The sequence below is a fragment of the Frigoribacterium sp. PhB118 genome (assembly GCF_003751725.1).
Lineage (GTDB): Bacteria > Actinomycetota > Actinomycetes > Actinomycetales > Microbacteriaceae > Frigoribacterium.
In genome coordinates this window covers 19249-42812 of record NZ_RKID01000006.1, presented here as the reverse complement: position 1 = coordinate 42812, position 23564 = coordinate 19249, and the positions used below count along the sequence as shown (strand labels likewise).

The window sequence follows — 23564 nt, the reverse complement described above, 5'->3', positions numbered from 1 at the left end:
ACCAGAGGCCCGATCGGGCCCCGTCGCCCCCACGAGGAGCACCACATGAAGCTGCAGTTCGCCATGGACACCCTGACCACCGACGCCGCCCTCGAGCTGGCCGCCGCCGCCGCGCCGAGCGTCGACATCATCGAGCTCGGCACTCCGCTGATCAAGGCCGAGGGCTTCCGCGCCATCACCGCGATCAAGGAGGCGCACCCCGACAAGATCGTCTTCGCCGACCTCAAGACGATGGACGCGGGCGAGCTCGAGGCGGGCGAGGCGTTCAAGGCCGGCGCCGACCTGGTGACCGTGCTCGGCGTCGCCGGTGACAGCACCATCGCCGGTGCCGTCAAGGCCGCCAAGGCCCACGGCAAGGGCATCGTCGTCGACCTCATCGGCGTCGGCGACAAGGCCGCCCGTGCCAAGGAGGTCGTCGCACTCGGCGCCGAGTTCGTCGAGATGCACGCCGGGCTCGACGAGCAGGCCGAAGAAGGCTTCACGTTCGAGAAGCTGCTCGAGGCCGGCAAGGCCTCGGGCGTGCCGTTCTCGGTCGCCGGTGGCGTCAAGGCCGCCACGGTCGGCTCGGTCCAGGACGCCGGAGCCGACGTCGCCGTCGCCGGTGCCGCGATCTACTCGGCCGACGACGTCGCCGGTGCCGCCGCCGAGATCCGCGCCGCCATCAAGTAGCAGCACCAGCACCACCCGCAGCGGCTCGCGAGAGAGCGCTGACGCGCAGGAGGCGCGGTGTCGGTCGGACCGGCACCGCGCCTCCTCGTCGTCCCGCGGTCAGCGGGATGCGTCGACCAGACGGGCCGAGACCGACACCACGACGTCGTCGCCCGTCACGCCGGAGGCGGCCAGGCGTCCCCGCAGCGCGTCGGCCGCCCGGGCCAGCGTCTCGGGCGTCGGGACGTCGAGTCCGGTCGCCACGTGGGCGGTGACGGACACCGAACCGGCCGCCCGCGAGATCTCGACGAGGCCGGTCGAGCCCGCGAGGTCGAGGCCGGCCGCGACGGCCCGCACCGCCCCCTCGACGACGGGGTGCGCGTCGAACACGTCGACCACACCCTCGACGCCGCGCAGCACCTCGGTCAGGTCACGGGAGAGCAGGTCGTCGCTCATCGGTCGTCCTCTCTCGCCACGAAGACGTCGTCGACGAGCACGTCGACCCGGACGACGGTCAGCCCGGTGTGCCGCGTCAGCGTCTCGGTGATGCGGGTGCGCAGCTCGTCCGCGACGGCGCCGAGGTCGAGTCCGTACCGGGCCGCGGCGGTCACCCGCACGACCACGTCGGCCCCCGCCGTCGTCAGGTCGCCGTCGAAGGTCGTCGACCCGAGCACGACGCCGGACTGCTCGTCGCCCGCCCGTCGCACGAGCCCGCGCGCCGCGGCCTCGGTGACGCTCAACCGGACCGCGGGGTCGGGGTGGCCGATCGGGATCACCCGGCCGCCGACGACCTCCCGACGGATCGAGTCGAGGAGGCCGTCGATCCAGGCGCCGTCCCGGTCGGGTTCGCGGCGGGCCTCGTGCTCGAGGGAGGCGCGGGACAGGTCGTGCACCCGGGCCAGCGACTGCAGGTACAGGCGGCAGGCCGCCGAGCCCTCGATGGCCGGGTCGCGGGGCGTGCGTCCGGCGTCGAGGTAGTCCGCGAGGCGGTCGGCGGGGATGCCGTCCACCGTGTCGTCGTCCTCGGGCACGTCGAGGGGGGAGTGGTCGTCGGTCGTCATCGCCACGCCTCCATCTCGGTCATGAGGAACACCCGGGCCCGCGCGATCTTGCCCCGGACCGTCGAGACGGGCAGGTCGAGGGCCTCGGCGATGTCCGCGTACGAGTAGTCGGCGGTCTCACGCAACAGCCAACACCGTCGCTGGTCGAGGGGGAGCTTGTCGAGGGCCGACCACATGGCGTCGAGCTGCAACCGGGCCTCGACCACGCGTTCGGGCGTCTCGTGGCGCGGGGCCGACACCTCGAGCCGGTCGACGTCGTCGTGGTCGCGTCGCACGCGCAGACGGTCGACCGCCTTGTTGCTGACGATGCGCATCAGCCAGTTGCGCACCCGCGACGGGTCGTCGAGGTCGGCCAGGCGTCGCCAGGCCGTCATGAAGGCGTCCTGCACGACGTCGTCCGACTCGAGGTCGGAGCCCAGGAGGCGCGCGGCGTACACGCGCATCAGCGGTCCGTGTCGGCGCGCGATGACCTCGTAGGCGTGGACGTCGCCGTCGCGGGCCCGGACGGCCAGCGTCGCGTCCGCGGCGTCGAGGAGGGGGTCGTCGGTGGTGATGACGACCTCCTGCGATCGGACGGGACGGGACGGTACGCGGCGGGACCCCGGCGACGAGGACCGGACGGCCCGCGCCATGCCTCTTGACTACCACCCCGTGCCCGGATCGGGGGACGTGATGGCCGAAATGTGAGTGATGGTGGATCGTTCCCTGAAAGCTGGCTGACCCACCATGACACCTGCCGTGCCCCATGCGTCTGAATGATGTGACCCGCTTCACGGGCACCCCGACACCGACCGGTCCCACCGGTCCAGAGCAAGGAGCAACCATGAGCAACGTGACCCCCTCCACCAGCACCGCCGCTGCCAAGACCACGCAGTCCCACGCCGCCGGCAAGAACACCATCGCCGAGGGCGTCGTCTCGAAGGTCGCCGGCATCGCGGCCCGCGAGGTGCGCGGCGTCCACGACCTGGGCAACGGTGCCGCCCGTGCCATCGGCGCGATCCGCAACGTCATCAACCAGCAGGACCGCGGCCAGGGCGTCTCGGTCGAGGTCGGCGAGAAGCAGGTCGCCGCCGACATCGTCATCGTCGCCGAGTACCCCGTCGAACTGCAGAAGGTCGCCGACGACGTGCGCAAGTCCGTCACCGACGCCATCTCGCAGGTCGTCGGCATGGAGGTCACCGAGGTGAACGTCACCGTCTCCGACGTGTACATCCCCTCCGAGGACAACGACGACGACGCCGACGACAGCCGCGTCAAGTGACCGCCACGACCACCGGCATGCTGGTCGGCGCCGTCCTGGCGCTGACCGCCCTGGCCTTCGGCTTCTGGGCCTTCGTGTTCGTCGCGATCGCCATGGCGATCGGGTTCGGCGTCGGCCGTGTCGTCGAGGGCAAGCTCGACGTCCGCGGCCTCGCCGACGCACTCCGCGGGCGGCGGTCGTCGTGACCGCGGCGGTGACGGCCGACCGGGCCCTCCACGGCCGGAACAAGATCACGTCACGTGCCGTGCGTCGGGTCGTCTCGGCCGTCACCGCGGAGGCCCTCGAGGTCTCCGCGTCGAAGGTGTCGGTCGAGCTGGCCGACCACGACGGCGCTCTCAGCGTGATCGCCAAGACCCCCATCCGGGTCTCGCCCCTGGGCGTCTCCGAGCGTCGTTCGGGCACCCTGCTGGACCGCCTCACGGCGGCCCAGTCCACCATCCGTGACCGCGTGCTGCAGCTGACCGGGTCGAGCATCGACAAGGTCGACCTGCAGATCACCGGTGCCGACATCCGAGAGAGGAAGCGCGTCGCATGAGCACCGCATCGCTCTACAAGCGCATCGTGCGCCGTGAGACGCACTCGTCGCGGGCCGGCATCGCCATCACCCTCGCCGTCCTGCTGATCGTCGCCCTGGCGTGGATCGGCACCGAGGCGGTCCTCGCCGCCGTCGGGACGGCTCCGCTGCTCCTGGCTCCGACCGACCTCGTCGGTTCGACCCTGGACGCCGCGAGTGCTCCGGTCGGCGTGCTGACCGCCGTCGCGGTCGTCGTCGCGCTGATCGGGCTCGTCCTGATCGTCGTGTCGCTCGCGCCGGGCCGTCGTGGCCGTCGTGGCGCGAAGGCCGAGCGCACCGTGGCCGTGGTCGACGACCGGGTCATCGCCCGCTCGCTGGCCCGCACCGCGAGCTACGCCGGCGACGTCGACCCCTCGCAGGTCAGCGTCAGCGTGGGCAAGCGCAGCGCCCTGATCGAGGTCACCCGCACCTCCGGCCGTCAGACCGACGTCCGCAGCATCGACGAGGCCGTCCGTGACGAACTGGGCGCCTACGACTTCAGCCCGGCACTGCGTCACAAGGTCAAGCTGTCCGAGAAAGGAACGGTCGGGTCATGAACAGCACCAATCGCGCTCTGAACCGCATCGTCGTCTTCGTCATCGGCCTCGTGCTCCTGCTCGCCGGCGGAGCCGTCGCCGTCGGGGCCCTCGTGCCCGACGTCCAGGAGACCGTCTCGCAGGGCGCCTCCGATGCGAGGGGCCCCGCGACCGACGCCCTCGGCGACCAGCCGTGGATCCTCTGGGTCGTCGCGGCGGCCAGCCTCGTGCTGATCGTCCTGCTCGCCTGGTTCGCCCTGCGACAGGGACACGGCCAGACCGGCACGCTGCTCACCGTCGACGAGGGGTCGCGTCGCGACCAGACCACCGGCGGTCGCCTGGTCGTCGACGCGAAGGTCGCCGAACAGGTCCTCGAGGAGGCGCTGGCCGACACCCCGGGCATCGTCTCGGTGGACGTGACCGCCTTCCGCGTCAAGCGCGAGTCGGTCCTGCGCGTCACCGCCAACGCGCGTCGCGGCGTCTCGCCGACCGACATCCGCCGGAGCATCGACCAGGCCGTCGCCCACTGGGACGGCGTCCTCGGGACCGAGACGCCCGTCGTGATCCAGATCAACGGCGGTCTGCGCAGCCAGATGTCGTCCGCGACGCGGCTCGACTGACCTCCCTCGCCCCACCGCACGGACGGCCCTCGCCCTCGACCCGAGGACGGGGGCCGTCCGTCGCCCCACCCACGTTCCACGATGAAAGGCCGGTCTCATGAGCGAGTCCACCCACCACGTCACCCCCATCGACATCGACGCCGCGGCGTCCACCCGGGCCACCTCACCCGAAGAGGTCCTCGAGCACACGATCGGCGTCACCGTCCTCGGCGTCTCGGGCGTCCACGCCCTCGGCACCGCGTCCCAGCGGCTCGCCGGCGCCTTGCGCACGGCGATCGGCACGGGCTCCGTCCCCGGCGTCCGCGCCGGCACCACCGACGAGGGACTCGTGGTCGACATCGCCGTCGTCGCCGAGTACCCGACGAACGTCACCACGCTCGCCGACACCGTCCGGACGCAGGTCAAGCACGCCGTCGGGCAGCTCGACGGCGAGGAGGTCACGGTCAACGTGACCGTCACGGACGTGCACGGCCCGTTCGACTCGGACGAGGACGCCGCCGACAAGGTGAACGCCGCCGCGGAAAGGGCGAAGCAGACCGTGTCCGACGCCGGCGACCGGGCGAAGGAGGCCGGCGAGAAGACCAAGGCCGCCGCCGGCGAGGCACGCGACCGCGCCGCGACCGCCGCGGGCGACCTGTCCGACAAGGCTCGGACGGCCGCGGGCGACCTGTCCGACAAGGCCCGCGAGCTGGGCGACAAGGCCGGCGAGGTCGCCGAGCAGGCGAAGGCCACCGCGGGCGAGGTCGGCGAGGAGGCGGCCGCCAAGGCGGACGACGTCGCCGACGGTGCCCGCGACGTGGCCGACCAGGCGCGGGACGCTGCTGCCGACGCCCTCGACTCCGTGGCGGACCGTCGCGAGGACGCCCGCTCGACGACCGCCGACGCCACCGACGCCGCACTGGACACGACGTCCGAGGTCGTTGCCGACGCCCGCGAGAAGGCCGCCGACGCCGTGGACGGCGTGGCCGACGCGGTGGAGGAGAACCGGGCCTCGGACGGCGACGCCACCCGCGCCTCCTCGGGCGACGCCCACGACGCCCGCGACGCCGACGGTGCCGACGTCACCGTGACGGTCGACGGCGGAACGGTCACGGTCGAGGTCGACTCCGACAGCGACGCGCAGGTCGTCGTCGACGGCGACGACGTCGCCACGACGGAGAAGTGATGTTCGGGCGGCGCACCACGACGACGACCCGACGCCCCCGGCCGCGGGCCGTCTGGGCAGCCCTGGTGACCTCGGCGGTCCTCTGCGTGCTGATCGTCGTCGGCGTGCTGCTGCCCGTGCTCACCCTGATCGGTGCGGCGGACGGCGGCACGGCCGGCGCCCTCGACGTGCCCGTCGGCTCGATCGTCGCGGCGATCGCCATCGGTTACGTCCTGGCCCTGGTCTTGCTGCTGCTCATCGTGAAGGTGCGCAACGGTCCCCTGGCCTGGGTGCTCGGGGTGGCGGCCGTGATCTCGACGCTCGTGGTGTCGCTGTGGCCCCTCGTGGCCGTCGCGATCGCCGGCGTCGACCAGGTACAGGACCTGATCCCGTTCATCCAGGACCTGATCACCCGCTTCTGGCCCGGCAGCTGACCCACCCCGAGGTGGACCGACCCGTCTAGGCTGAGGCGGTCGTCGGAAGGGGTCCGGCGCACCACCGGGGGACCACCATGCGCACCACCACCACGCCCGCACTCTCCACCGTCGTCGGAGCCGTCGCCGTGACCCTCCTGCTCGCGGGCTGCACCGGAGGCGGCGCCGACTCCGGTGACGCCGGTCGGTCGTCGTCCCCGGGGCAGGCGACCGCCACGGCGGACGCCGCCGACCAGCCGACCGGCGAGTTCACCCTGCCCGCCGACTGCGAGGCGGCGGGGGCCGTCCTCGGCGATCTCGTCACGGGGCGGACCCTCGTGGCGGAGACCTCGACCATCGGGTCCGACGAGGCGAACTGCACGTGGACCAGCGAGGCCGACGGGTCCCGGGTCGGCTTCATCGCCACGGTCCAGGAACTCGACCAGGCGGGCATGGACGCCGAGGTCCCCGCAGGGGGCGGCGTCGACGGGCTGTCGCTCGAGCAGGTCGAAGACGAACGGGCCGACGCCTTCGGCGGGCGCGCCTTCGTCGCGACCGCCCAGGACGGGTCGCCGGTCGTCGGGGGCGGGTCGATCCTGCTGACGCCCCACGGGCTCCTGAGCGTCATCGTCGCGGCCCCGGCAGGGTCGACCGCTCCGATCGATCCCGCCCGATCGCTCGATCTCGTCTTCGACTTCCTCGACTGACGCGAGGCCTCGAGGAGGCGCGGTGTCGGTCGACCGGCACCGCGCCTCCTCGGTGTCCCCCTAATGGTGGGCATGACGTGGCGAGGGCTCTGTGGCATCGTTGCAGGGTTCGGAGACGGCACGCTCCCACCAGGCGCGCCCAGCGAGAGGGAGCCGTGTGATCAGGGACGAAGTCCGCGAAGAACGTCGGCAGCGAGCGGTCGAGACGCTCGGCATCGTCGAGTCGGGCCACGAGGCCCGCCTCGACCGCGTGACCCGCGTCGCCCGGGCCGTGTTCGGGGTGCCGCTGTCGTCGGTCACCGTCATGGACCACGAGCGCGCGCTCTTCGTCGGCCGGGCGGGCTTCGACGACCCCGAGTCCGGGCGCACCGACACCCCGTGCAGCCTCGTGACCGACACGGGCGAGATCGTCACCACCGACGACGCCCGCGTCGACCCGCGGTTCGCCCACCTGGGCGCCTTCAACGACAACGGGCTGCGGTTCTACGCCGGTCACCCGCTGCGCGACGGATCGGGCAACGTCGTGGGGTCGTTCTGCCTCATGGACGCCGAGCCCCGGCAGCTCTCGGACGACGAGATGGCCGAGTTCCGCGACCTGGCCGCCTGGGCCCAGGTCGAGCTCCTCGCCGACGCCGACGCCTCGGCCGCCCGGTCCACGCAGCAGGCGCTGTTGCCGGCCCAGCCCCTCGAGGTCGAGGGCGTCCGGGTCGAGGGCATCTGCCTGCCCTCGCTGAGCGTCGGGGGCGACTACTACGACTACGGACTCATCGGCCGGTTCGTGCACGTGGCCGTCGGCGACGTGATGGGCAAGGGCGTCGGGGCGGCCATCATCGGGTCCTCCGTCCGGGCGGCCTGTCGTGCGGCCTCACCGCAGGTCGCCGCGGGACGCGAACTCGGCCTCGCGGTCGACCGCATCGAACGAGCCGTGCGGACCGACCTGCAGCGCACCGGGACGTTCGTCACGTACTTCCACGCCGTCCTCGACCTCGACACGGACGAACTCTCGTTCGTCGACGCCGGGGCGGGGCTGTCGATCATCGTCCGGGCCGACGGCAGCGTGCAGCACCTCGCGGGCACGGGGCTGCCGCTCGGGCTCGACGAGCAGCAACAGCACGTCACCGAGACGACCCGCCTCGGCGTCGGCGACCAGCTGATCGTCATGAGCGACGGCGTCCTCGACGTCCTCGACGACGAGTTCGACTGGGCCCTCGAGGTCGGGCGGCTCGCGACGCGGCCCGCCACCGGCGGTGCCGACGGCCTCGGCCTGCTCGGGTCGATGGCGGCCCTGACCGAGCGACGCCTCTCGCGCGACGACGTCACCGTCGTCGTCATGGACCGTCGCGCGTGACCGACACCCTGAGTCGCCGCGACCAGCGGCTGCTCGACCGGACCACCCCGGGTCGCCGCATCGTCGCGATCCGGGTGGCGGTCCTGCTGGCGTCGCTCGCCGGCCTGAACTACATCGTCTGGCGCTGGGCCGCCTCGGTGAACTGGTCGTCGTGGTGGATCGCGGTGCCGCTGATCCTCGCCGAGACGTACAGCGTGATCGACTCGCTGCTGTTCGGCCTCGGGGCCTGGCGGCTGCGTGAACGTGGCGAGCCACCGACCGCTCCCGACCCCGAGGGCCTCGAGACGCGGGTCACGGTCGACGTCTTCGTCACCACGTACAACGAGGAGGTCGAGCTCGTCATGCGCACCGCCCTCGCGGCGCAGCGCATCGACTACCCGCACACGACGTGGATCCTCGACGACGGGGGTCGACCCGAGATCCGTGCCGCCGCCGAGGCCGCGGGCATCGGCGTCATCACCCGGTCCGACGACTGGGCCGACCGGCCGCGCCACGCGAAGGCCGGCAACCTCAACAACGCCCTCCTGTCGACCGAGGGCGAGTTCCTGCTGATCCTCGACGCCGACCAGGTGCCGAAGCCCGAGATCCTCGACCGCACCCTCGGCTACTTCAAGGACGAGCGGATCGCTCTCGTGCAGACGCCGCAGTGGTTCGAGAACGTGCCGGAGTCCGACCCCCTTGGCAGTCAGGCGCCGCTGTTCTACGGGCCCATCCAGCAGTCGAAGGACGGCTGGAACAGCGCCTTCTTCTGCGGGTCGAACGCGGTCCTCCGTCGGGAGGCGCTGATGCAGTTGGGCGTCGCGCGGTACGTCACCGAGGTCGAGGCGGCCGTGCGTCGAGCCGTCCGCACCTCGCGCAAGCTGCTGGTGCGGGCACGCGAGGAGGCCGTCGGCCAGCCCCGCGTGCTCGAGGCGTTGGACGACGCCGAGACCGTGGTCGAGCGGGCCCGGGCCGAGTTCGCCGCGGGGGAGTCCATCGGCGACGTCACCTACCGGTTCCAGCGCAGCATCGACACGATCGCCTTCCGTTTCGCCGACGCCGACCTCGCGGCCATGAAGGGCGACCTCGCCGAGCTCGCCGCCATGTCGCTCGGCCCCGACACGTTCGACGCCCTCGACGAGGCGGCCCTCGACCTGCTCGCGCAGCGGTCGTCCTCCCCGCTCGCCGCCATCGAGTCGATCTCGCTGCTCGTCGGGGCGCTCGACGTCGACCGCGGCTCCGAGGCGCAGGCGATCATGCCCCTGGCCACGATCTCGGTCACCGAGGACATGGCCACGGCGATGCGCCTCCACGGGCTGGGCTGGAGGTCGGTCTACCACGACGAGACCCTCGCGATCGGGCTCGCGCCCGAGGACCTCGCGACCATGATGACGCAGCGACTGCGCTGGGCCCAGGGCACCATGCAGGTCTTCTTCCGCGAGAACCCGCTCGTGCAGAAGGGCCTTTCGTGGGGTCAGCGCCTCATGTACTTCTCCACCATGTGGAGCTACCTCTCGGGTTTCGCCGCCGTGGTCTACATCGCGGCGCCCGTGCTCTGCCTGTCGTTCGGCGTCGTGCCGGTGCAGGCCTACAGCGTCGACTTCTTCGCCCGCCTGATCCCCTTCCTGGTGTTCAACCAGCTGCTCTTCTGGGTGGTCGCGGCGGGCAGGCCGACCTGGCGGGGGCAGCAGTACTCGCTGGCGCTGTTCCCGGTCTGGATCGCCTCAGTCACCACGGCGTTCCAGAACGTCTACCGCGGCCGTGCGCTCGGCTTCTCGGTGACGCCCAAGACGAAGCAGGCGGCCACCGGCCCCCGGTGGGACCTCGTCCGACCGCAGATCTGGGCCGTCGCCTGCCTCGTCGCCGCACTCGTCCTGGTCGGCGTCCGCTACGCCACCGGGCAGGCCGAGGGCCTCGCGCCGCTCGTCAACATCGCCTGGGTGCTCTTCGACCTGGTGATCTTCAGCATCATCGTCCGGGCCGTTCTCTACCCGGGGCCCTCGGCACCCCACGACAAGGAACAATCATGATGACCGTCACCGTCGAGGCCGTCGAAGGCGGCTGCGTGCTCTCCCCACAGGGGCGCCTCACCGTGGTCTCGACACCACAACTCCGCGACGAGGTGGCCGCACGTCTCGCGGCCGGCGACCGCCTCATCATCGTCGACCTCTCGGGCACGACCTTCGTGGACTCGTCGGGCCTCGGGGCCCTCGTGTCGTGCCTCAAGTCGGCACGCCAGGCCGGGGGAGACCTACGGCTGGTGGCCCCCACCGAGCAGGTCTCGATGGTGCTGCGCCTCACGAACCTCGACCGCATCCTCAAGCCCCGCGCCTCGGTCTCGGCCGCCCTCGATGACTGAGCGTCCCGGCCCCGTCGTCATCGACGTGGCCGTCGAACCCGAGAGCATCGACCTGGTGCAGAACGCCTTCGAGGCGTGGTGGACCTCGCTCGGCGACGACTCGCTCGAGACGCGCTTCTCGTTCGAGACCGCGATCGTCGAGATCGCGGCGAACGTCGTCGAGCACTCGCGCCGGTCCGAGGCCGACCGCGGTCGCCGCTTCACCCTCGAGCTCTCCGCCACCGACGACCGGCTGACGGCCGTCTTCCACGACAACGGCATGCCCAGCGAGATCGACCTCAGCGCCGTCTCGATGGCCGACCTCGAGGACGAGGACGGTCGCGGCCTGGCCCTGGCGCTCCTCAGCCTCGAGAGCCTCGACTACCGCCACGAGGACGGCCGCAACGTGTGGACGCTCGTGTGCCGACGCTGAGGCACCCGTCGGCGACGGTGCCACGTCGGCGGGCGGCCCACCGGATCGGCGCGGCCCTGCTCGCCGTCGCGGCGTTCGTGCCGCTGGTGCTGGGGCCGGCGGTGCTCGGGGACGCGACGTCCGCGTCGGCCGCAGCCGCGCCTCCTGAACCCTCGGACACGTGGTTCGGCCCGGACCTCGACTGGGGCTCGGACGGACCCGACGGCTACGCCGGCCGACTCGGCGCGACGCCGTCGCTGTACGGCGTCAACATCGACTACCCGCTCGACCAGGGCGCGGTCGAGGAGTGGCGCCGGTCGGCCCGTGCCGCGGCCGCCCAGGGCGCCGTGCTCGTGGTCAGCCTGGAGCCCACCGGGCGGCTCGCCGACCTGGACGCCGCGGACGCGCGCCGGGCCGACGACCTGCTGACCGAGATCGACCGGCAGTACGGCACGCTCCAGCTGGTGCGCTTCGCGCCCGAGATGAACGGCAACTGGCAGCGCTGGGGGCAGCAGCCCACGGCGTTCGTCGGGGCGTTCCGGGCCCTCGCCGACGTCGTGCACGCCGGGGACTCGCAGGCCCGCATGGTGTGGGCTCCGTCCTACGGTGCGGGCTATCCGTTCTCGGACGCCGTCGGCCGCCTCACCGAGACCCCCTCGGGCGACGTCGACCTGCTCGACACGAACGACGACGGGCGGGTCACCGAGGCAGACGACCCGTACGGGCCGTACTACCCGGGCGACGACGCGGTCGACTGGGTCGGCCAGTCGATGTTCTTCTTCGCCAAGGGCAGCGCCTCGACGGCCGCCGGCACGTCGGTGCCGTTGGTCGAGAACCAGGCCCCGGCGGCGGGCGAGGTCGAGGCACGCTTCGACGAGACCTGGGGCTACACCGAGGCCCAGCCGTCGACGTTCTACGAGCGCTTCGCCGAGGGGCGCGACCGACCCATGCTGCTCGACACGGGCGCCCTCTACGCCGCCGAGTTCGACGGTGCCCCCGAGCTCGACGTCAAGCAGGGCTGGTGGCGTCAGGTGCTGGACGCCCTGCCGACCCACGACCGGATCTCCGGCGTCACGTGGCTCGAGGTCGAGCGCGACGAGGCCGAGGCGGGCGACCGGCCCGTCGACTGGCGAGCCACGGCCGAGTCGGGCATCGCCGGGGCGCTGCGCACCGACCTCGAGGCGTCCGACCGGATCGACCTCGGGCCGGTCACCGACCGCGTGACCTCGACCGACGGCGACGCCGCGACCGTGCAGGTCCGCGACGGCGGCGGCGACGAGATGGGCTGGATCGTGGCCTGTGCCGTGGTGCTCGCCCTCGTCTTCCTGGTGAGCGGCGTCGTCGGGCGCGTGCTGCCCCGCTGGCGCTACCCCGACGACGGATCACCCGGTCGCGACCTGCGCATCGACCTCTTCCGCGGGTTCATCATCCTGGCCGTCGTCATCACGCACATCGAGGTCGCGGGGCCGTTCTCGTTCGTCACGCTGAAGGCCGTCGGGGCGATCACGGGCGCCGAGATGTTCGTGTTCCTCAGCGGCATCGTCCTCGGCATGGTCTACCCGCTCGGCATCAAGAAGTACGGCGAGAAGGCCGCCGCGATCGGCGCCTTCGTGCGGGCGCGCAAGCAGTACGTCGTGACCCTCGCGGTCATCCTGGTGGTCTTCGCGCTGAGCTTCGTGCCGCTGCTGAACACGGACGCGGTCACGACCTTCACCGACCGCGGCACGGGCATGACCGGCACCTCGGCGGAGGGGCGGGTCTACGACCTGTACCCGAACGTCGACCGCCTGCTCGACTACCCGCCGCCGTGGTACGCCGTGCGTCAGCTGTTGCTGCTCGAGATGGGGCCGTGGCCGTTCAACATCATGGGCCTGTTCGTCGTGCTGAGCCTGACGATCCCCGCCCTGATGTGGGCGATCAAGCGGCGTGCCTGGTGGGCCGTGTTGCTGGTCAGCTGGGCGGTCTACGCCGTCGGCGTGGTCTTCCCCGACGTCCACCTCCTGCCGTCGCAGTTCGAGCCGGTGTTCCCGCTCTTCGCCTGGCAGGTGCTCTTCACCCACGGTCTCGTCATCGGCTGGTACCGGCGTCGGATCGTGACGGCGCTGACCACCCGCCTCGGCAAGGTGCTGGTCGGCGTGGGGGTCGTCGGCTACGCCGGGTTCCTCGCGCTGATCTGGGCCGGGCACGCCTACGGGTTCGCCCCGGGGCCGATCCCGACGGGCCTCTACGACACCCTGTACGCGACCGGCTACCAGCGGGTCGACATGCAGTGGGGCCGGCTGGTCGACGTGGCCCTCGTGGTCGTCTGCGTCTACGCGATCCTCACGGTGTTCTGGAAGCCGATCTCGGCGGCCCTCGGCTGGTTCTACGTCCCCCTCGGGCAGGCCAGCCTCTACGTGTTCATCTGGCAGGTCTTCTTCGTGCTCGCCGTCGCGTCGATCCCCGGGCTGGACCGCTCGGACGTGGTCGTCGGCACGATCGTCCACGTGGTCTCGGTGCTGCTGCTCTGGGTGATGGTGAAGAAGAAGTTCCTGTTCTCGGTCATCCCCCGCTGAGCGGCGGGCCGCCGGGGACGCAGGAGGCGCGGGTCGCGTGACCCGCGCCTCCTGCGTCCCTGGGAACTCGCGTCAGGCGGGCTCGCCCGGGGCGGCGACCACGAGGTCGAGACCGGCGTCGACCAGGGCCGCCGTCGCCTCGTCGCCCAGGCGGTCGTCGGTCACGATCGTGTCGAGTTCGGCGAGGCGGAGGGCCCGGTACTTGCCGAAGCGCCCGTACTTCGAACTGTCCGCGACGAGCACCGAGCGTTCGGCGACCTCGAGCGCGGCCCGCTTGACCTCGACCTTGGCCTCGACCGGCGTGGTGACGCCGTGCGTGAGGTCCCACGAACTCGACGAGATGAAGGCGAGGTCGAGCGACAGCTCGGTGAGCGTCAACCGGGTCAGCCGCCCCAGCGTCGACTGGTTCGCACTGTCGACCCGGCCCCCGACGACGATGAGGTCGACGTCGGGGTGGTCGAAGAACGATCGGACGGTCGCGAGGTCGTTCGTGACGACCGTCAGGCCGGTGAGGTCGTCGAGGTGCTCGCGCATCGCCTGCACGGTCGTGCCGGCGTCGAGGTAGACGGTCATGTGGTCGCGCACGAGCGCCGCGGCCTCGCGGGCGATGGACCGTTTCTGGGCGACGTCGACGTCCTGCTTGACGTCCCGGCTCGCCTCGACCAGCAGTCGCGGGGTGAGCTTGGCCCCGCCGGGCGTGGCCGTGACGCGACCCTCGTCCTCGAGGGTCGCGACGTCGCGTCGGACCGTCATCTGGCTGACGCCGAGGAGGTCGGTCAGCTGCCGGTAGCTCAGGACGCGCTCGCGCTGCAGGTGCTCGACGATGCTCTCGCGCCGCTGCTCGGGGATGAGGGGGGCTGTGGGGGACACGTCGGCCTTTCTCGCGTCGGTCAGCCTAGTGCGGTGGGACCCGTCCACGGCATGCCCGACGCCGCGGTGATGGCAGCCACCTGGTCGGCGGGGATGAGGCGGCGGTCGGCGCCCTGGGTCAGCAGGGCGATCCGGCAGGCCTCCTCGACCTCGACGGCACCGAGGACGGCCCGGTCGACGTCCTCGCCGCTCACGACGCTGCCGTGGTTCGACAGCAGTGCGGCGCGGAACGGCAGCGGACTGTCGGTGACCAATGACCCCATGGCCGGGTCGCCGGGGGCGACGAAGGGCAGCAGCGGGACCTGGCCGACCCGCATGAGCGAGTAGGGCGTCAGCGGGGGCACGGCGCAGTGCTCGGACCAGGGCTCGAGGCAGGACAGGGCGACCGCGGACGGGGAGTGGACGTGCACGACGGCCCGGTGCCCGGGGTTCTTGAGGTAGAGCGCCAGGTGCAGGGCGACCTCCTTCGACGGCTTGGGACCGGCGAGCACCGTGCCGTCGAGGGCGAGTACCGAGAGGTCGTCGACCTTGAGCGACCCGAGCATGGTGCCCGTGCCGGTCATCAGCAGCTGCTCACCGTCGCGGACGCTGACGTTGCCCGAGCTGCCGGGGCTCAGACCGGCGGCGACGAGGGCGCGGCCGGCGTCGACGAGTCGTTCGGCCGCGGTCTTCGCGGACTTCGTGGTCGTGGCGGTCACGAGAGGGCCTCCCAGGCGGTCGAGAACAGGTCGGCGGCACCGAAGTTGCCGCTCTTCAGGACGAGGGCGACCGGTCGGCCGCCGCTCGTCGTCGCGGCGCTCCAGCAGACGCCGGGGCCGAGCGGTGGTCCGATGACCAGGGCGGGTGCCCCGAGCGCCGTGACGACGGCGCCGCTGGTCTCGCCACCGGCGACGACGACCCGCCCCACGGTGCCGTCGGCGACGAGGTCGTGCACCAGGGTCGACAGGACCGTCTCGACCAGGGCCGCCGCGTCGGGGGTGGCGTCGGACGTGGCGCGGTCGGTGGCCGCCACGACGTCGGACGGGTCGCCGACCGAGTAGACGACGGGGACCGCGTCGGCGTCGAGGCCGCGCACCCACGCGGTCAACTCGGCGATCTCGGCCGCGGGGTCGGTCGTGGCGGCCTCGAGGTCGACCTTGCGCGTGGGGTGCGTGGCCGCCGCGTGGGCGATCTGGCCACGGGTGGCGGCGGACGCCGAACCGCAGACCACGAGGCGGCGCCCCGTCACGTGCGAGAACTCGGCGGGCAGGGCGGGGGCGGGGGCGTCGTCGGCACCGACGCCGAGGGCGAGGCCCGCACCGCCGCTGAGGAGGCGGTGGTGTGCCGTCGCGCGGCCGATGGTCACGAGGTCGTCGTCGTCCACCGCGTCGACGACGAGATAGCCGGCCGGCGCGTCGTCGAGGGTCGAACGGAGGGCGTCGGCCCCGGCGCGGACGTCCTGCAGGGGGACCTCGGTGACGGTGGCCCGGGTCTGCGGCGCGAGCAGGTCGCGCAGCCTCGAGCGCGTCATGGGCGTCAACGGGTGGTGACGCATCGGCGAGTCCTCGAGCAGGTCGTCGCCGACGAACAGGCGACCCTCTCGGACGGTCCGGCCGTTGGCGGGGAACGCGGGGACGACGATCACGCGCTCGACCCCGAGCCGGTCGCGGAAGGCGTCGAGGACGGGCCCGATGTTGCCCTCGTCGGTCGAGTCGAAGGTCGAGCAGTACTTCAGGGCGAACCGCTCGGCACCCGCCTCGACCAGCCAGGACAGGGCGGCGGTGGACCGCGCGACGGCCTCGTCGACCGGGGCCGTGCGGGACTTCAGGGCCACCACGACCGCGTCGACGCCGGCGTACGTCGCCGGCTCGACGGCGGCGGGGTCGACGATGACGACCGTCTCGAGGCCGCGGCGGCGGAAGCCCGAGGCGAGATCGGTGGCTCCGGTGAAGTCGTCGGCGACGGCACCTATCAACATGCGGGACCTCTCGGTGGCGGGCGGGCTCACGACGCCTCGGTCTCGGCGGGTGGGCGAGGACAGTCTATGTGACTATTTGGTGCGATGTTTGACAATTTGATAAGTCTCGCTACAGTTGCCATGCTCGCCCGGGCCGCTCCTGGCCTCTTGAACGAACGGGAACAACGGTGATCCTCCACTCGACGACGTCTCGCGCGACTCCGGTCCGCGTCCTCCTCACCGGCGCGAACGGTGGCTACGGCCGCACGCTGCTCGACCAGCTGCGCCGCCTGCCCGACCTGACGGCCACGCAGCTCGTCGACCCCGACGTCGACGGGGTGACGGCCATGCTCCACGAGCTCGGGGTACCCGCCTCGTCCGTCGCGACGCCGTCGACGGCGGCGGCGACCGCCGAGGCGGTCTCGGCCGGCTCGATCGCCGTGATCGCCGACGCCTCGGCCGTCGACTGGGACGGTGTCGACGTCCTCGTCGAGGCCACCGGTCGCATCGAGGCCGGGCACGGCTACGCGGACACCGCGCTCGACCGCGGGGTGCACGTCGTCATGGTCAGCAAGGAGGTCGAGTCCGTCGCCGGCGTGGCGCTGAGCGCCAAGGCCCGTGCGGCCGGTCTGCGGTACCTGCCCGGCGACGGCGACCAGCCCGCGAACCTGTTGCGTCTCGTGGCGTGGGTGCTCGAGTGCGGCTTCGACGTCGTGGCCCTCGGCAAGTCGGGCGAGTACGATCTCGCGTTCGACCCGGCCACGGGTGTCGTCGACCAGGCCGGCACGACCGTGCACGCCCCCTCCCTGGCATCGCTGCTCGACCTGGGCGACGACCCCCTGGCGACGGTCGAGGCGCGTGCCGCGGCGGTCGCCGGCCTCAAGCGGGCGGCGGCCGCCGACTCCTGCGAGATGAACGTCGTCTCGCTCTACACCGGCGCCCGCGCCGACGTGGAGGCCCTGCACTACCCCGTCGCCCGCCCGGACGAGCTCGCCGACCTCTACACGGCACGCGAGGACGGCGGTCTGCTCGGCCGTACCGGCGTCGTCGACGTCTTCTCGATGCTCCGCCTGCCGGGTGAGGCCAGCTTCGCCGGCGGCGTGTTCGTGATCGTGCGCACCGGCGACCCCGTCACCTGGGAGACGCTGCGCGGCAAGGGGCACGTCGTCAGCCGCGACGGCCGTCACGCCTGCATCTACTGGCCGTACCACTTCATGGGCGTCGAGACCCCGCTGAGCATCGTCGCCGCCGTCGACGGGACGTCGCGCCTGCCCGAGCCCCGGCAGCACACGGTCCTCGCGGCCCGTGCCCGCGAGGCCCTGTCGGCCGGCACCGCCTTCCGCGTCGAGGGCCACCACCACGAGATCGCCGGTGTCGCCCCCGTCATCGTCGACCCCGACGACGAAGGCATCGCGCCCTACTACCTGCTCGGCGGCGCGCGGCTCGTGGCCGACGTGGCCCCCGGCGACCTGGTGCGACTGGACGACCTCGCCGACGTGCCCGAGGCGGCGCTGGCGGCCTACCGGGCCGGGCTCGCGCTGGGTCGCTGACCCGCGCCTCCTCGACCTTTCCCCCTTCCCCCTCCCGACCCGCGACACCCCGAACCAGGAGATCGACGACGATGCCCTACACCCCCGACCCGACCGAACCCACCCCGGCGGCGACCTCGTGAGCGTCGAGCTCGTCGCGCTGATCGTCCTCGTGGCCGTCTTCGCCCTCTCGGCGATCCGCAACGTGCACATGGGAGCCCTGGCGCTCGTCGCGGCCCTCCTCGTCGGCGTGCTCGTCGTTGGCGAGAGCCTGGACGACGTCCTCGGCGGATTCCCGGTCGACGCCCTGTTGATCCTGCTCGGCATCACCTACCTGTTCGGCATAGCCCGCGAGACCGGGGTGGTCGACTGGCTGGTCGACCGCTCGGTCGGGCTGATCGGCGACCGCGTGGCGCTGATCCCGTGGGCGATGTTCGTCATCGGCACGCTGGTCGCCTGCCTCGGCACGTCGCACGCGGCGTTCACGATCGTGCCGATCGCGATGAGCCTGGCGCACAAGCACAAGATCCACTCGACGATGATGGGCATCGTCATGAGCTCGGCCATCGTCGGCGGTGCCCTCGCCCCGACCAGCATCAACGGCATCACGGTCATGACGGTGGCGCGGGCCTCGGGCATCCCCTACAACCCGGGTCTCATGTTCGGCCTCTCGGTGGGCGTCAACACGCTCGTCGTGCTGGTCGCGTTCTTCCTGTTCGGCGGTCGCGAGCTGATCGCCCGGACCCGGGCGGCGGGCGCGGCCCGGGCCACGACGGCAGGCGGCGGGACCGGCGGCACGCGCGGTGCCGGGCGCGGTGCAGGTGCAGGTGCAGGTACGGGGCGCGGTGCGGGCGGCACGGCCGTGCTGACGGAGCCGGCCACGGCCACCCGGCTGGGCGCCTACCAGGTCGTCGTGCTCGTGAGCATCCCCGTGCTGATCGTCGGCTTCTTCACGATCACGCTGCTCGACGTCGACCTGAACCTCGGTGCCGTGGCGCTGACGCTCGCCGTCTTCCTCGCCTTCGTGAAGCCCGACGTGGGCCGGGCGTCGCTGGCGCGCGTCGACTGGAACACCATCCTGCTGCTCGGCGGGATCATCACCTACGTCGGCGTGCTGACGCGGCTCGGTGCCATCGACCAGCTCGGCGAGGTCGCCCGGTCGGTCTCGTCGCCGCTGCTCGCCGCGTTCGTCATCTGCGTGATCGCCGGACTCGTGTCGGCCTTCGCGTCGACCATCGGCATCCTGGGTGCGCTCATCCCGCTCGCCGTCCCCCTGCTCGTGCCGGGCGGCGGACTCGAGATGACCGGCTTCATCTACGCCCTGGCGATCTCCGCGTCGCTCGTCGACTGCGCCCCGTTCGGCACGACCGGCGCGACCATCGTCGCCTCGGGCGTGGAAGAGGATCGTCCGCGCCTCTACCGCCACCTGACCCGATGGGGCCTCTCGATGGTGGTCATCGGACCGGTCGTCACGTTGCTGGTGTTCGTGGTGCCGTTCCTCTGGGCCTGAGCGGTCGGGCCTGATCGGCCGGGCCTGACGGCCCCGAGGACGCAGGAGGCGCGGGTCGCGTGACCCGCGCCTCCTGCGTTCCCGTTTTCGCGCGACGTCGCCCAAACGGGGGAGGCGTGCCGCTCCGAAGACATGCCCGGGTGCCTCCTGGGGTGCCCCGTGTCCGACCGACCCTGTCGCGGCACGCCGTCGGCGGCCCGAACCGTCGGCACGGTCGGGAGCCCGAACTCTCGGCACGGACTCTGGTGTCAAGGGCGACACCGGGGTCTGCGGGGTCGTCAGGTCCGGTCCAGGGCGAGTCGGAGTCGGCGGGTCACCCCGGGGCCGCGGTCGATCCCGGCCGTCAGAGCCGGGCGGCGATCGAGCCGTTCCAGGGCGGAGAGCAGGCGACGCTTCTCGACGGTGGTCGCGCCTTCGGCGAGACGCACGGTCCTGCCCACCGCCGTGCCGAGCAAGGCGATGTCGAGAAGATGGCGGTCGGGATTCGGATCGTCGTTGACGAGAGCAGCCGCCTTCGCGAACAAGGCTCCTTGCAACGTCGGCCGGAGAACCGTCCCGACGACACCGGCGACCTCGATCCGCACGGGCCCTGCTCGGTTCAGCGCCCCTTGTGCGCCCGCGGAAGCGATCGTCGTCCCACCTGATGCGCCACGTCGGGAATCGGCACGCTCGCCGAGGAAGCGAGGGATCAGGACGTCGATCTGTGCCGACCCGTTGACCCACCGGTGGTGGTGCCCGTTCCACGATTCACCGTCCGGCCCGTAACCGAGGTCCGCCAGGCTGCGGGTGAAGTCGTAGAGCATCCGGGGGTGTGCCCGGACGTCGAGTGCGGCGTCGGCGTCCTCGGTGGGGCGGGCTGCGGTGATTCCGTGCTCCCAGCACAACGAATGGACCATCTGGCCTCCGACGAGGCACCAGCCGGTCGGCAGTCGTCGGTGGACGGCGAAGAGGGAATGCCATGCGGCTGCCTGAGCCGGGGTCATGACGGGGGCGACGATCGTCATGACAGGCGCTCGGCCACGAGACGGCCCACCTGGGCACGCTCGCGCGGCCCGGGACTCTGTGCGAGATCCACGAGAAGGACCGCTAGTGGCACCGGATGGACGGGGCGGGCGTCGTCGACGTGCAACAGGACGGTCGGCCGGTCGGAGGGTTCGAGGATGAAGTCGTCGAGTACGGCGTCGAGGTCGTCGGTGCCGACGTGGGCCTCGAGCATTCCGGCGGCCGCGATCCCGGCGCGCGGGTCGCTGAACCCGGACGGGACGATTCGGGCGTCGCCGGGGAGGTCGGCGACGTCGCTCGCGAGTCCGTCGAGTCGCAGGGGCTGCCGAGGTCGGAACCACGCCCAGATCAGGTCGGCGGGGTCGTCGGCTGACCGCAAGTCGTCGAGGTGCCTCACGAGGCGCACCTTCTCCGTAGGCGTCAACCCGTCGTCGAGATCCTCGAGTCGTGCGGACAGGGCCTTCTGCATGCGCGCACCGAGAGGGCGCCGTGCGACGGCACGGTGTTCGAGCGACTCATCGATCAGCCAACGCCCCGCGACCCGTCGTGCGGGCAGTGCGCCGCTCGCAGCCTGGGCCTGGACACGTCGAACCGACAGGCCGTTCTTGGCGGCGTAGTCGGCCACGCTCTGCTCAGGCATGCACACAAGGGTACGCCGGGGCGTAGGGAAGTGTAAACAGGCAACCGGTTCCGCCGGGCTCACCCGCGCGGCGGCCCCGTCGTCCCGCGCACCACGAGCCGCGTCGGCAGCTGCACCTCGGGCGCGGCCGGTTCGCCGCCCTCGAGCATCGTGAAGAGCATGCCCGCCGCCGCGCTGCCGAGCCGCTGCATCGGCTGCTGCACGGTGGTCAGCGGAGGCGACTCGCGGGAGGCCTCGGGGATGTCGTCGAACCCGACGATGCTGAGGTCGTCGGGCACCCGCAGGCCGAGGTCGAGCGCGGTGCGCAGCAGGGCGATGGCCGAGAGGTCGTTGGCGGCGAAGACGGCCGTCGGCCGGTCGGGGCTCGTCAGCAGCGAGCGGGCCGCCTGGCGCGAGGCCGTCAACTCGAAGTCGCCGTTGCGGGTCAGCGCCGGGTCGCGGGTGATGCCGGCCGCCCGGAGCGCCTGCACGTAGCCCGCCTCGCGCAACGACGCCGAGCGCAGGTCGGGACGCCCGGCCAGGAAGCCGATGCGACGGTGCCCCAGGCCGAGCAGGTGCTCGACGGCGAGCAGCGCCCCGCCCCGGCTGTCGCCCTCGACCGACGGCAGGTCGGTGCGCCCGGTGTGCGGGTCGACGGCCACCACGGGGATGCTCGCGGCGGTGGTCAGCACCGAGGGCGTGACGAGGATCGCGCCGTCGATCAGCGTGCCGCTCAACCGGCTGAGCGAGCGACGCTCCCACCCGGTGTTCTCGCCGCGGTGCGCCCCGCTGTAGGCCAGCAGGTCGTACTCGGCGCCCCGCGACCGGACGGCCGCCCCGACCCCCTTGAGCACCTCCGAGCTGAACGGCTCGAAGTCGGCCACGAGCACGCCGATAACCCCGGTGCGGCGGGCCCGCATGCTGCTGGCCACCAGGCTCGACTCGTAGCCGAGTTCGTCGACCGCCGCCATCACGCGCTCGATCGCCTGGGCCGAGACGCCGTAGCGGCCGTTGACCGCCTTGGACACCGTCGCGACCGACACCCCGGCAGCCCGTGCCACGTCGTGGATCGTCACCCGTGCCGTCATCACGTCGGCAGCCTAGCCCGACGGAAATGGTTTTCGAAAACGTTTGACACCGTCCCCGCCGTTTTCGACACTGAGGCCATGCCGCGCATCGGAGCACGGCACGCTCGGCCGACCACGGCCGCTCAACGAAGAGGAAAAGGTGGAACCATGACCACATCTCGACGGCTCCTGGCCGGGTCTGCGGCCCTGCTGATCGGAGCGGGACTGCTGACCGGCTGCAGCACCGGAGGCGGAAGCGGGTCGGACGACGGCACGCTCACCCTGTGGCAGAACTCGACGACCGGCCCCGGCCAGGACTTCTGGACGGCCACCGCGGCCGACTTCGAGAAGGCCAACCCGGACGTGAAGATCGACGTCCAGACCGTGCAGAACGAGGACTTCGACAGCAAGCTGCAGACCGCCCTCAACTCGGGCGACGCCCCCGACGTGTTCCTGCAGCGCGGCGGCGGCAAGCTCCAGGCCATGGTCTCGGCCGGACAGGTCAAGGACCTCACCGACGTCATCTCGGACGACGCGAAGCAGGACATCAGCGAGGGGACCTTCGGGTCGGGCTCGGTCGACGGCAAGGTGTACTCGATGCCCGTCGCCGTGCTCCCCGGTGGCTTCTGGTACAGCCAGGACCTCTTCGACGCCGCCGGCATCACCGAGGCCCCGGCGACGATGGACGAGCTCGACCAGGCCGTCACCGCCCTGAAGGGCTCGGGCGTCTCGCCCGTCGCGCTCGGCGGCAAGGACGCCTGGCCCGCCGCCCACTGGTACTTCTTCTTCGCGCTGCGTTCGTGCAGCTCGGACGTGCTCGAGAAGGCCGCGACCGACCGTGACTTCAGCGACGACTGCTGGGTCGAGGCGGCCGAGAACCTCGCCGACTTCCGCGACACCGAGCCGTTCAACGACGGGTTCCTCACCACGGCGGCCCAGCAGGGCGCCGGCAGCTCGGCCGGCCTGATCGCCAACCACCAGGCGGGCATGGAGCTCATGGGTGCCTGGAACCCGGGCGTCATCGCCTCGCTCACGCCCGACCAGCAGCCGCTGTCCGACCTGGGCTGGTTCCCCTTCCCCGCCGTCGACGGCGGTGACGGCGAGACCGGCGCCATCATGGGTGGGGTCGACGGGTACTCGTGCTCGGCCGGTGCGCCCGACTCGTGCGTCGACTTCCTGAACTACCTGGCGACCCCCGACGTGCAGACGGCCTACTACAAGGCCTTCAACGCGCCTCCCGTCAACACGGTCGCCCAGGAGGCCGTCACCGAGCCCTACCTGCAGGACGTGCTCAGCGCCTACAACGACGCCCCCTTCGTCTCGCAGTGGCTCGACACCGTCTACGGCCTGAACGTCGGCAACGCGATGAACGTCGCCGTGGTCGACCTGCTCTCGGGTGACGGCACGCCGCAGCAGTTCGTCGACGCCGTCGACGCCGCCGCCAAGAAGGCGTAGA

The 23564-nt window shown here is 72.0% G+C and carries 26 protein-coding genes; 17 read left to right on the top strand and 9 right to left on the bottom strand.

Translation table 11 applies throughout. The features are described from left to right. Window positions 1-45: 45 nt before the first annotated feature. Window positions 46-669, top strand: coding sequence for a 3-hexulose-6-phosphate synthase (gene hxlA / locus EDF21_RS15155; RefSeq protein ID WP_043597635.1), 624 nt, complete (start codon window positions 46-48; stop codon window positions 667-669). Window positions 670-768: 99 nt separating this feature from the next. On the opposite strand, the gene EDF21_RS15150 is transcribed toward hxlA, so the two are convergent. From EDF21_RS15150 to EDF21_RS15140, 3 genes are read right to left on the bottom strand one after another with little or no spacing between them, the layout of a single operon-like run. Then, window positions 769-1104, bottom strand: coding sequence for a hypothetical protein (locus tag EDF21_RS15150; protein ID WP_123571926.1), 336 nt, complete (start codon window positions 1102-1104; stop codon window positions 769-771). Then, window positions 1101-1709 (bottom strand): Asp23/Gls24 family envelope stress response protein, encoded by a 609-nt coding sequence (locus EDF21_RS15145; protein WP_148053719.1) that lies wholly within the window; start codon window positions 1707-1709, stop codon window positions 1101-1103. Before EDF21_RS15145 ends, EDF21_RS15150 begins: the two co-directional genes overlap by 4 nt. After that, complete coding sequence (locus tag EDF21_RS15140; protein WP_123571924.1) at window positions 1706-2341, bottom strand: RNA polymerase sigma factor; 636 nt, start codon at window positions 2339-2341, stop codon at window positions 1706-1708. The genes EDF21_RS15145 and EDF21_RS15140 overlap by 4 nt, the downstream gene beginning before the upstream one ends. Window positions 2342-2532: 191 nt before the next feature. Here EDF21_RS15140 and EDF21_RS15135 point away from each other — a divergent pair, with 191 nt between their 5' ends. From EDF21_RS15135 to opgC, 13 genes are all read left to right on the top strand, one after another. Then, window positions 2533-2970 carry an Asp23/Gls24 family envelope stress response protein gene (locus tag EDF21_RS15135; protein WP_056047193.1) on the top strand — a complete coding sequence of 146 codons (438 nt, stop codon included), beginning with the start codon at window positions 2533-2535 and terminating at the stop codon, window positions 2968-2970. Then, complete coding sequence (locus EDF21_RS15130; RefSeq protein ID WP_043597628.1) at window positions 2967-3155, top strand: DUF2273 domain-containing protein; 189 nt, start codon at window positions 2967-2969, stop codon at window positions 3153-3155. Before EDF21_RS15135 ends, EDF21_RS15130 begins: the two co-directional genes overlap by 4 nt. Further along, window positions 3152-3505: a hypothetical protein gene (locus tag EDF21_RS15125; protein ID WP_043597627.1), complete on the top strand. Its 354-nt coding sequence runs from the start codon at window positions 3152-3154 to the stop codon at window positions 3503-3505. Before EDF21_RS15130 ends, EDF21_RS15125 begins: the two co-directional genes overlap by 4 nt. Then, window positions 3502-4080 carry a DUF6286 domain-containing protein gene (locus tag EDF21_RS15120; protein ID WP_056047190.1) on the top strand — a complete coding sequence of 193 codons (579 nt, stop codon included), beginning with the start codon at window positions 3502-3504 and terminating at the stop codon, window positions 4078-4080. Before EDF21_RS15125 ends, EDF21_RS15120 begins: the two co-directional genes overlap by 4 nt. Then, window positions 4077-4679, top strand: coding sequence for a hypothetical protein (locus tag EDF21_RS15115; RefSeq protein ID WP_123571923.1), 603 nt, complete (start codon window positions 4077-4079; stop codon window positions 4677-4679). Before EDF21_RS15120 ends, EDF21_RS15115 begins: the two co-directional genes overlap by 4 nt. Before the next feature lie 97 nt (window positions 4680-4776). After that, window positions 4777-5844, top strand: a complete 1068-nt coding sequence (locus tag EDF21_RS15110; protein WP_123571922.1) for an Asp23/Gls24 family envelope stress response protein — start codon at window positions 4777-4779, stop codon at window positions 5842-5844. Between the two features lie 65 nt (window positions 5845-5909). Continuing rightward, complete coding sequence (locus EDF21_RS15105; protein ID WP_233568535.1) at window positions 5910-6257, top strand: hypothetical protein; 348 nt, start codon at window positions 5910-5912, stop codon at window positions 6255-6257. 77 nt (window positions 6258-6334) lie between these two features. After that, window positions 6335-6943 (top strand): hypothetical protein, encoded by a 609-nt coding sequence (locus EDF21_RS15100; protein WP_123571920.1) that lies wholly within the window; start codon window positions 6335-6337, stop codon window positions 6941-6943. 157 nt (window positions 6944-7100) lie between these two features. Continuing rightward, window positions 7101-8291 carry a GAF domain-containing SpoIIE family protein phosphatase gene (locus EDF21_RS15095; RefSeq protein WP_158612937.1) on the top strand — a complete coding sequence of 397 codons (1191 nt, stop codon included), beginning with the start codon at window positions 7101-7103 and terminating at the stop codon, window positions 8289-8291. Between the two features lie 59 nt (window positions 8292-8350). Beyond that, the gene (locus EDF21_RS15090; protein WP_233568548.1) at window positions 8351-10300 is read left to right on the top strand and encodes a glycosyltransferase; all 1950 of its coding nucleotides are present in this window, start codon (window positions 8351-8353) and stop codon (window positions 10298-10300) included. After that, window positions 10297-10629 (top strand): STAS domain-containing protein, encoded by a 333-nt coding sequence (locus EDF21_RS15085; RefSeq protein ID WP_056047165.1) that lies wholly within the window; start codon window positions 10297-10299, stop codon window positions 10627-10629. The genes EDF21_RS15090 and EDF21_RS15085 overlap by 4 nt, the downstream gene beginning before the upstream one ends. Next, complete coding sequence (locus tag EDF21_RS15080; protein WP_082460371.1) at window positions 10622-11041, top strand: ATP-binding protein; 420 nt, start codon at window positions 10622-10624, stop codon at window positions 11039-11041. The genes EDF21_RS15085 and EDF21_RS15080 overlap by 8 nt, the downstream gene beginning before the upstream one ends. Further along, on the top strand, window positions 11029-13575 hold the full coding sequence (gene opgC, locus EDF21_RS15075; RefSeq protein ID WP_148053718.1) for an OpgC domain-containing protein: 2547 nt from the start codon (window positions 11029-11031) through the stop codon (window positions 13573-13575). The genes EDF21_RS15080 and opgC overlap by 13 nt, the downstream gene beginning before the upstream one ends. A gap of 72 nt (window positions 13576-13647) precedes the next feature. Here the strand turns inward: opgC and EDF21_RS15070 are convergent, their stop codons facing one another. From EDF21_RS15070 to otnK, 3 genes are read right to left on the bottom strand one after another with little or no spacing between them, the layout of a single operon-like run. After that, entirely contained in the window at window positions 13648-14445 is a 798-nt protein-coding gene (locus tag EDF21_RS15070; protein ID WP_056047159.1) for a DeoR/GlpR family DNA-binding transcription regulator, read from the bottom strand. 20 nt (window positions 14446-14465) lie between these two features. Then, on the bottom strand, window positions 14466-15143 hold the full coding sequence (locus EDF21_RS15065) for a class II aldolase/adducin family protein (RefSeq protein WP_123571917.1): 678 nt from the start codon (window positions 15141-15143) through the stop codon (window positions 14466-14468). Continuing rightward, a complete protein-coding gene (gene otnK / locus EDF21_RS15060) occupies window positions 15140-16402 on the bottom strand; it encodes a 3-oxo-tetronate kinase (RefSeq protein WP_123571916.1) in 1263 nt (420 codons plus the stop codon). The genes EDF21_RS15065 and otnK overlap by 4 nt, the downstream gene beginning before the upstream one ends. A 167-nt stretch (window positions 16403-16569) precedes the next feature. On the opposite strand from otnK, the gene EDF21_RS15055 reads away from it, so the two are divergent. Continuing rightward, window positions 16570-17931 carry a homoserine dehydrogenase gene (locus tag EDF21_RS15055; RefSeq protein ID WP_199736407.1) on the top strand — a complete coding sequence of 454 codons (1362 nt, stop codon included), beginning with the start codon at window positions 16570-16572 and terminating at the stop codon, window positions 17929-17931. Between the two features lie 118 nt (window positions 17932-18049). Then, a complete protein-coding gene (locus EDF21_RS15050; protein ID WP_123571915.1) occupies window positions 18050-19420 on the top strand; it encodes an SLC13 family permease in 1371 nt (456 codons plus the stop codon). A gap of 278 nt (window positions 19421-19698) precedes the next feature. Here EDF21_RS15050 and EDF21_RS15045 read toward each other — a convergent pair whose 3' ends face one another. From EDF21_RS15045 to EDF21_RS15035, 3 genes are all read right to left on the bottom strand, one after another. Further along, a complete protein-coding gene (locus EDF21_RS15045) occupies window positions 19699-20223 on the bottom strand; it encodes a hypothetical protein (protein ID WP_148053717.1) in 525 nt (174 codons plus the stop codon). Window positions 20224-20420: 197 nt separating this feature from the next. Then, window positions 20421-21062: a hypothetical protein gene (locus EDF21_RS15040; protein WP_123571913.1), complete on the bottom strand. Its 642-nt coding sequence runs from the start codon at window positions 21060-21062 to the stop codon at window positions 20421-20423. A gap of 59 nt (window positions 21063-21121) precedes the next feature. Next, on the bottom strand, window positions 21122-22129 hold the full coding sequence (locus tag EDF21_RS15035) for a LacI family DNA-binding transcriptional regulator (RefSeq protein ID WP_123571912.1): 1008 nt from the start codon (window positions 22127-22129) through the stop codon (window positions 21122-21124). A 147-nt stretch (window positions 22130-22276) separates the two neighbouring features. On the opposite strand from EDF21_RS15035, the gene EDF21_RS15030 reads away from it, so the two are divergent. Then, window positions 22277-23563 (top strand): ABC transporter substrate-binding protein, encoded by a 1287-nt coding sequence (locus tag EDF21_RS15030; RefSeq protein ID WP_123571911.1) that lies wholly within the window; start codon window positions 22277-22279, stop codon window positions 23561-23563. Window position 23564 lies beyond the last annotated feature (1 nt).